General features: G+C 51.8%; 5 protein-coding genes. 1 reads left to right on the top strand and 4 read right to left on the bottom strand.

The window, feature by feature from the left end:
• Positions 1-72: 72 nt before the first annotated feature.
• Positions 73-1218, top strand: a complete 1146-nt coding sequence (gene rffA / locus AC1MEW_RS12355) for a dTDP-4-amino-4,6-dideoxygalactose transaminase (protein WP_480426424.1) — start codon at positions 73-75, stop codon at positions 1216-1218.
• A 186-nt stretch (positions 1219-1404) separates the two neighbouring features.
• Here the strand turns inward: rffA and AC1MEW_RS12350 are convergent, their stop codons facing one another.
• From AC1MEW_RS12350 to AC1MEW_RS12335, 4 genes are all read right to left on the bottom strand, one after another.
• Positions 1405-2298: an acyltransferase family protein gene (locus tag AC1MEW_RS12350; protein WP_480426423.1), complete on the bottom strand. Its 894-nt coding sequence runs from the start codon at positions 2296-2298 to the stop codon at positions 1405-1407.
• Positions 2299-2662: 364 nt separating this feature from the next.
• Entirely contained in the window at positions 2663-4033 is a 1371-nt protein-coding gene (locus AC1MEW_RS12345) for an FAD/NAD(P)-binding protein (RefSeq protein ID WP_480426421.1), read from the bottom strand.
• Complete coding sequence (gene cysC / locus AC1MEW_RS12340; RefSeq protein WP_480426418.1) at positions 4030-4623, bottom strand: adenylyl-sulfate kinase; 594 nt, start codon at positions 4621-4623, stop codon at positions 4030-4032. Before cysC ends, AC1MEW_RS12345 begins: the two co-directional genes overlap by 4 nt.
• 66 nt (positions 4624-4689) lie before the next feature.
• Complete coding sequence (locus tag AC1MEW_RS12335; RefSeq protein ID WP_480426417.1) at positions 4690-9597, bottom strand: glycoside hydrolase family 99-like domain-containing protein; 4908 nt, start codon at positions 9595-9597, stop codon at positions 4690-4692.
• Positions 9598-9600: the final 3 nt, after the last annotated feature.

Raw genomic sequence — 9600 nt, 5'->3', positions numbered from 1 at the left:
AATATGAATAAAGTAATTTCGTGACGGCTGCATATAAACAACTGTAGTCGGGCGCTGATGGAGTATAGACATATGAGCGATCGCATCCCGTTTAACTGGCCCCATATGACGGGCAAAGAGTTGTACTACATCGCAGAGGCCCACTTTAACGGTCGCCTGGCAGGTGACGGTCCATTCACCAAGCGTTGCCATGGCTGGCTTGAAGATCGAACGGGATGCAGCACCGCGCTGCTCACCCACTCCTGCACAGCTGCGCTAGAGATGGCGGCGCTGCTGATGGATATTCAGCCCGGTGATGAAATCATCATGCCGTCTTACACCTTCGTGTCCACCGCGAATGCGTTTGTGCTAAGAGGCGGCGTACCGGTATTTATTGATATTCGCGAAGACACGCTGAATATGGATGAGCATCTGATCGAGGCTGCTATCACGCCACGCACACGAGCAATAGTCCCGGTCCACTATGCAGGGGTGGCATGTGAAATGGACACCATCATCTCAATCGCTCGCCACCACCAGTTGATGGTGGTGGAAGATGCAGCCCAAGGTGTGATGGCGAGCTACAAGGGCCGGGCCTTGGGCAGCATCGGGGATCTGGGCGCCTATAGTTTTCACGAAACGAAAAACGTGATTTCGGGGGAAGGTGGAGCCCTGCTGGTCAATGATCCTGAGCTCTCCTTGCGAGCGGAAATCATCCGGGAAAAAGGCACCGACCGCAGTCGGTTTTTCCGCGGTGAAGTCGACAAATACACGTGGCAGGAAGTGGGCTCATCATTCTTGCCTGGTGAACTAATTGCAGCGTTCCTCTGGGCCCAACTGGAGGAAGCGGATCGCATTACCCACGCGCGCCTAGCCAGCTGGCAGCGATACCATGAGCTGCTGGAACCGTTGGAATCATCCGGTGTATTGCGTCGCCCTATCGTACCGGTGGAGTGTGAGCACAATGCCCATATGTATTACGTTTTGCTTGCCCCAGAAATCGATCGGCAGGCCGTTCTCGATGAATTGAAGAGCAACGATATCTGGGCCGTTTTTCACTACGTTCCCCTGCACTCATCACCGGCAGGTCAGCGTTACGGCAGAGCGAATGGCGAACTGAATGTGACTAACCATCAATCCGAACGCCTCGTTCGACTACCTCTATGGGTAGGGTTGACCGAGAAACAACAAGACAGGGTGGTTAGTGCACTCAAAAAAGCAGTAAATCTCTTACGTTGATTCGTGCGGTGCTCGCCCGACCTTCGACTAATACTGCCTCTTCTATGTAGAGGACTTCCACTTCAAAGCTTCCAGTTCGACCACCTTGGGCCGAGCTGGTTGCGCTTGTGCGCAACGCCGCACTCGACGTAGGTTCGACGTTTTTTTTCAGCGTGTTTATTGCAAACGAGCTGGTTTACGTTACGTTCAGGCTGCCTCCTCTTTTTGAAGCGCAGCTTTTCGTGATCTCGATTTAGCGTTTGCCATACTCTGCAAAGGCTTTAGTTTGAGCGCTGGTTTTTCAACCAAGTACCAACTGGCTAAGCAAACCGCCAGCAGGGGCAAGGGGAGCCATATCGCCATGTCAGTTGTGGTAGTCGCAATATCGTGCCGAATTAAATAAATAACGATTGGCATATGATAGATGTAGACGCCATAGCTGATATCCGGGAATCGGAACGGGATAGCCTTAAGGCCCACCATGCCTACCCATACAACAGCAAACGCTTGAAAACCTACAGGGCTTAACTGGACAAGCTGATTAAAGTATGGAATGCGGTAATTAAAGATAACGGCGAAAAGCAAAACCCACGGAATGATCGGGTTAACCTTTAGCAAGGTACTACGATGCAGGTATGCCAGATTGCCAATAAAGAACGATGGCAAAAGGAACAAAATCATTTGAGTATGTCCGTCAAGGACACGCCCCCAGTAAACGACGGCGAACGAAGCGGCCAGCAATAGCCAAATGATAGTGCGATGCTTGTAAGCACCAACCAACCAGAGCAAAGCCAGGCAAAGATACGCGATTTCTTCCCACATTAGCGACCAGAGAGGGCCATTGGCTACACCCGGCAATGTATATAAGCCACCTGTAATCCAGTTCAGGAACGAATTGTATAGGGCAAACCAGTCAAAAAGCGCCCAACACAGAATCATTGAAACCACTAATGCCGGAAACAGTCGCAGTGCTCTCTTTCGAATGAAAATACCCCATGAACCGGACTCTTCATAACTTTTGAGTACCAAGAACCCACTGATTGCCAAGAACGCCGGCACCGCCATGATATAACCCGCCCAATTAAATGCGACGTCTGTCATGGCCCAACCATGGACAAATGCTACTTCTACCGCTAGTAACAAGCGAAGTAGATCAAAGTTTGGATATCTCGTATTCATTGGCCAGCACTTTACCTAGATTTTTGGTGTGCGTATGTAAGACGCTACCGCGTTCAAAAAATCAAGCATCTTACCCAGTAACGGCCTCCACGTCGACTGAACGCCCCGAAAAAAGGGGAGCCGATGCTGCCCCCCTTTTCGACCCGCGCCGCTGGGCGCCTTGTAGCATGGATTTTAACCGGCCTTTCGAAGAGCCTCGTGCTTGGCGTATGCAACAGCACCCACATCTCGTTGGTTGCAGCCCTCAGAGCCCTTTATTGCTCTACCCCAGATAACGGGATAGTTTTCAGCGAATCAGGTTGACCAGACTGGTCGCCAGAGATTTCGCGTGTTGTCGCAACTCTGGAACCGCCGTGGCTTCCCAAAGATCGGCCTTAAGCATAGGTCCAATGTAGTGCAGCCAAGTGGATGCTTCACCGTCAGCACCTTTCACTGCAAGGCGCTCATCAACACTCAAGCCCAGACCAAAGGGATCAAGTTGCACAAACCCCTCTGCCCTCAACTGAGTGATCAGACCATCATCGACACGTCGCAGGTTTGTATTGGGGCCAGTGCAGTTAATGACCCGGGCCACATTGATTTGCTCCAGTCGCTGTTCGCCGCGCAATTGGATATCGATGGTCAAACCTGCCTTGCCTGCATTGACGCGTTGAATGCGCCCAGCCATTGAATGTATCTGCCCACTGACAACCGCTTCTTCGAAGCGTTGATAAGCCGCTGGCGCTACCCGATGGCGATGTACATCCCAGTAGGGCTGGACATGGCGCAAGAAGCGTCGGCGCTCGGCATCTGACAGCCGAACCCACAACCCTGGGGTGCTGGAACGCAGGACTGCGAGCAAATCGCGCCAATCAAGACCTTGCAGTTCTGCTGCATCGATTTCTCGACGAATGAGCCGCATGTACTCACGTACGGAGGGGGGAGACTGCATGAGTATGTCGATGAGACCAACTGGCACTTCATGAGCAGGGCGCTGCGGGCGATGTGGCAATGGGCGAAGTCCACGCCGGGAGACCATATGAATAGGTCCACGATGCCCCTGTTGTAACAACCCAAGGGAAACATCCAGGGCCGTAAGCCCTGCGCCCACCAGAAGTACCGGACTATCTGCTTCAGCCAGGGGCGCCACTCCACCAGTCCAAGGATCTGACTGGTAACAGCTCATTGATTTGGAGAATCCTGGAGGATCAAGCGGGGAAAAGTTGCCGAACGCCAACACTACCTGATCGGCCTGGATGCTCTGGCCATTAACCAACTCCAGCACAGCCCCCTTCCCATCTGCCCGCAGACGACGCACCTCCGCGACCACACGCTCAAGTTTTACCCCTACGGAACTATGCTTTTCAGCATGATCCAGCACCGAAGCCAGGTAGTCGCCGTATAATTTTCGGGGTACGAATGACGACGCGGTGTACGTAGGGTTCAGCGCCTGGCAAAACCGCAAAAAATGATCAGGCTCTTCAACATAGGCACTCATGTTGCCGGCAGGCACATTTAGTAAATGCAGTGAGCTGTTTGTCCCGTAGGCCAGACCTCGCGCCATGGTTCCGGAACGGTTGATCAATACGACTCGCACATCGGGTGGGCTATGGCGCAGGAACTGCGCTGCAGTGACCGCGCCGCTGAAACCAGCCCCGATAATGACGAGTGTCTTCATTGAGCGGACCCTTTATCGAGGTAGTCCAATACCCGCTCAACGGAGACCGCCAGATCTTCTGTAACCGTGTTAATGCGAATATTAGGATTGACAGGCGCTTCATACGCAGAGTCGATACCCGTAAAATTTTTGATCTCACCTGCCCGTGCTTTGCCGTACAACCCTTTAGGATCGCGTCGCTCGCACTCTTCCAGCGACGTATCGATGAAGACTTCGACAAACACATCGCTTCCAATTACTTCACGCGCTATGGCACGGTCGCGATGAAATGGAGAAATGAATGCGGTAATCACGATCAACCCGGCATCAACAAACAACTTTGAAACTTCCGCTACGCGTCGAATATTTTCTACGCGATCCGCATCTTTAAACCCCAGATCCTTACACAGACCCATGCGCAGATTGTCGCCATCCAACAGGAAGGTATGTCGACCTTTAGCAACCAAAGCCTGCTCGAGCGCGTTGGCGATTGTCGACTTTCCGGCACCGCTCAGTCCCGTGAGCCAGATAACTGCAGGTTTTTGCCCCTTCACCTGGGCTCTTGCCGAAGCACTGACCGCGGTTGCGTGAAAAACCAGATCCTTACTCATACTGATAAACCTTAAATAAATCAGACGACCAAGGCCCGCCCATGACAACGGCGGGCCTACTTCACGTTATGCCTTCACAATCAGACGATCGCGTAAGGCCTTGATACGAGCTTCGCAGACGCGATACGACTCACTGCCCAGCAAGTCCACCCGCTGCTGCTCATCAGTCAGCGCGAGTGTATGGGTGTCGCCTCCGATACGGTGAATGTAGTCGCCGATGAAGCCGCAGCTTCGCAATGAAGCCCAGTCAGTCCCGTCTCGAGAAAACAATTGCATTGTCAGGTAGTAATCTTCCATGTACTTCATGTCGTCAAAGTAGTGGATCGCCTCAAGATCACATTTATCTAGGTCCAGCATGAAGCTGTGCAATGGCGCATGGTTATGCTGTACAAAATCGAGATAGGAATCACCATAATCATAGATCTTGTCGCGCTTGATAATGCACCCTGTCGCGGAATCCACCATAGTGGAATAGACACGTGCGAAGGTGGCGTTCTTGCCGCTTGCCTTCAGTTGTTCCAGAAGCACGCAATAGGCGTCCGGAAACAGCAAGTCGTCATAATCAAGGAACGCCGCATAGCCCGTGCCGACGGCTTTGAGCGTGTCGTTTAGCATCAACGAGCGCAGATCCGGAGACTGTTCTGTAGAGAAATAGCGGCGGATCACCGGCGCACAATCAACGCTCCAGGGCAGTCTGGCCAGTTCAACCTCAAGTGCTGCTATTTCTTCATCACTCATATCCTGAATGGCCAAAACGGGCTTTACCCGACAACCCGACTGAGCGACCAGGGAAAGAAGTGCGTTCACCAACGACCGCCTGTCACCACGACGGTGGTAACGCATGATTGTTGACACCGTCTCCAGCGCAACTTCCGTGCTGCCGACTTGCGGCAGGAGGCGGAAACACGAAGCCTCACAGCAGATTTTGTAGCCTACCGCCGGATCAACCGGACATAGCTCCATACAGCCGCGCTGAGAAGCGTCGATTGTAAAGTTGACGGTGCTTTCACTTTGTAGAGAGGCCGGATCATTGCGCACGCTGGCAGAGATATTAAAGCCTTTATGCCGCTGCGCCATCTTCAGAAGCGATTCAACAACCTCTGAGGAAAACAGGCAGACATCGCTGAACTCCAGCGTGAAATCAGCAGCGCTGCTTTCATTGTCAACTGCTCTTACGCCCAGCGCCTGTAACGCCTTACTCAGTTGCGCATCTTCTACAACGACCCTGCAACGTTCAAATACATTGGAGTTGGCAAGACACGCCAGGAACTTGCGTTGTGATTCTGGCTCGGCTTGTAATCGCGAAAGCGCCCCTGCCGTCAGCACAACCTTGAGCGTCAGGTTCGAGTCTGGCGCAAAATGACTGGTCTCGGAGAACGACTGACCGGACAGGGCTCGTCCAATGGAGTTGAGGTATCCGTAGCCGAATCGAGTATCCGGCTCCAGGTGTGCGCCTTCAGCCCATTCATTCCATGCATTCACTACCAGGAATCGACGGTCAGCCGGCAGGTTTTGCTCAGAATACTGAACCAGATATTCCATCCAGCTCTGGAATTTCGCTGTGGTGAAGTTGTTCAGCACATAGGCATTGGAGCCATAACGTGCGGTGTTGTCCCACGTTGGAACCAGGGAGCGGAACAGAGTGTAATCTTTGCCCAGATCCTGCCCCATGTAGTGATCAGCGACATCACTGTACTCCAGAACGCTGCCATTGAGCGGCCAGTACGGACGTAGTTCATGGCGTCTGTCATCTACCGCATCGCCAGTCCAGTCGTGTAGCACTCGTTCGACTGCAGCCTCCATGCCGTAGTCCTGCGGCAACGTTGCTCCGCGGGTCAATGTTGCGACTACATAAGGGGCCTTTAGTCCGTTGCTTTCGCACTCCTGGCGCCAGATAGCCATGTAATCATCGACGTGCTCCATCGACGAAGGGCGATAGACAAACAGAACCGGACGCCCGTCTATCTTTATGTAGCGTTCATCTTTGAAGAATGGGATGACGTACTGAATAAACGCTCTTGCGTCGTCTTTTGAATAGACTTGGCCCAGCAGGATTTCCTGCTCGTTGCCATCCCAACGGCGAGTCCAGTTTTCATTCGCCCAGCAGAAAGAAAACGGCATGTTGATCTGTGGATTATCCAGCAGCATCTGCGCCGGCTTCTCCAGGATAAGTTTTCCAGAGAACCAGTAGTGATAGAAGATCAGGCCATGAACGCCCGACTTTTGCATCATTTCCGTTTGTTGGCTTAACTGTGCTGGAGAATCCAGATGGTAGTAGCCGATGTCTTCATGGGGAACATGCTGCTGATAATGCCCATAAAACAGCGGGTTCGCGGAACGAACTTTGTGCCATTCAGTGAAGCCGGCCCCATGCCACTCGTCATTCTCAGGTGTTGGGTGGAACTGCGGCAAATAGTACGCAAGCACTTTGATAGTATCGTGCACGATCGAACCCGAGTAATCGCCCTGCGGTTCGTAATACGCTAGAGGCTCGCGGGTAAGTTGAGGCGATTCGAGCTGATAGTTGCGCCCTTGCGTCTGTGTTGTGAAAATCAGAAGCAGACGCTCAAGACAACGAGTAAGCATTTCTGGTGCTGCAGCTTCTGGCGCATCGACAAAGTCTTCATATTGCAAAGACAATTGAACAAATTTCTCCACCGCACTTGCGCGGGCCCAGAACATGCCGCAACGAGGAAACTCTTTGGTCGGGAACGCAGCACTATCAATCAGGCTATATTTTTCCAGAGCTGCCGGAATCACGCCTCGGGAATCGCTCCAACCAGCCTGATGATACGCTTCCGGCTCGACCAGGTTATCCACCGGATAGACAATTTTACCGTCGCCATTGAGCAAACCGAAAATTTGCGCAACATAAGTGGCGGAACCACATAGAAGGTCCATCAAATCGTTAAAATGCAAGCGCTCACCAGCATCCGGTATACCACCGGCCGCATGGAAGTGCGCCACATAATCGTAAACGCTGAGACGACTACCAAATTGAATGATAAAAGGTGCGATATGCCCGACGTTATCCGGTACCTGTTCAACAACCAGCTTACGCAACAGAGGGGTAGTGGCACGCAGGGCTTTATCGTTTAAAATCTTATCGTGATTGCCTGACCTCGAAACGTAAAGGTCGAACTCGACAGGAATATTTGCGAGGTAAACGTAACCCGCCTCAGCGAGGCTACCATCATTCAGATGAAGATGAACGGCGACCTTCTTCTGCTCAACTTCCGCAACCTCTGACTGATAGGGATCCAGATAATACGGAACTACTTTGAACACCTCGTACTCCATCGCCGCATTGTCACACAGCGGCTTTAATGGTACGAGGTCAAGTAGCTTTTGGTTGCGTTTGAGTTTCCGCGTCGCTATAGCCATGGCATGGCGCAACCCACCACGGCGAGCTTCACGAACAAAGCGTCCCAGTAACTCTGGCTGCTGTACAACCAGATTCAACAACTGCACGACAGTCCGGTTACGACTGACTTTTCTAGAAAAATGGTAGTTGCGCCCATTCGTGTCGTATATCGATCGACCTTCGTAATAGCCGTGACGCAGGTAGTGGACCAATGGATTGATACGTCTCAGACGTACATCTTCATACTGGTTCAGATAAGCCTGAGTCGAGAAGCCGGCGGAAGGATCGCGCCCTTCACGCCAACCTTGCTCCAGGTAATGCTGCAACGGATTGACACCTGCCGCCCTGACATCTTCGTAAGTGTTCAGATAGTAATTGGCGTCGAACAACTCACTTTCGCCAGGATTGTCATCGCGATAACGAAAACCAAAACGTTTGGCAACGAGTGACGCCAACGACTTGATCAGGAAACGCCCAGATGCATAGCGTCGCAAATCCTCCTCGAGCGCGTGCATCGAACGCTCAGACTCTGCCACTACGGACTGGGCAGTATTTACGTGCATCTCAAGTGTGCTGAGCTGAGTCTGGAGGGTACTGAGATGAGTCTGGAGTACACTGCGGTCAGCATTGAGGCTGGCATGTTCTATCTCAAGGTTGCCGTACTCAATCTTAAGAGCGTTAATGCTTTGGCCACTGATCGTATTCTGATTGAAAAGTTGCTGTGCCAGATCAGCATTATTTTCATCAAAGCGGCGCATCAGACGATAGGCTGGCAACCGCTCCAGCATTGCGCGGTAGAGCTCATCCAGCGGCCCCTCAAGAGCCTCGTCGTCTGCCCGCAAGTCACTGGAAAGTTCCAGAAGCAACTTGCTGAGTTTCAAGATATCAACCGATACGGCCTCATCCAGACTAAGTTCTTCCAGGGTAAAATTGTTATGCTGCAAAGAGTGCTGGAGAAACTTGTGCTGGTACTCTAAAAAATCCGGACCTTGTGGGTAAAATGGAAGATCTAGAGCTGCAGAGATACGTTTTAGTTGATGCTCAGGGTCCTGAAGCATCAAGTCATAGTTAACAAATACCCGAGAGAAGCCTTGGCTGTATTTTAGGCTGAGCAACATGTGCTCCAACCAGAGAAAATAGCCTTTCTCCAGTTCGAACTCATTACGTTTGACCAACGAATGAGTGACACTTTTCGGGTTGCGAAATGCAACAACGTAGCTAACTTTTAAATTCAGTTCAGCAAAGACGCTCTGCCAAAAAGGTAAAAGTCTCGCCATGCGAGGGTCTTTCACGCCGAAACAATCAATACCCGACAATTTGTTGCGCAGAATTTCCACTGCACGAAGTTTGCGGTTCTGGGCAATCTGAGAATGCAGCTCATGAGGCATGATTGGCGTCAAACTGTGCCAGTCATGCCCAAGCTCTTTAAGAAACTCATCATTGAATGCCGTTACGTCAATGTCTTCCCAAAAGCCCTTGTCATTGATACCCACTTCAGGGGACAAGAGTTTGCTACCCAGCTCGACGCCGAGAACCTTTAAGCCACGAGTGATGGCACTGGTACCACTTCGGTGCATGCCCAACACGACAACTATTTGTTTATGATCCATAAG

The organism is Pseudomonas sp. ASL4, assembly GCF_056680395.1.
The sequence above is the reverse complement of the archived record's forward strand: the minus strand, read 5'-3'. Positions and strand labels throughout refer to the sequence as shown.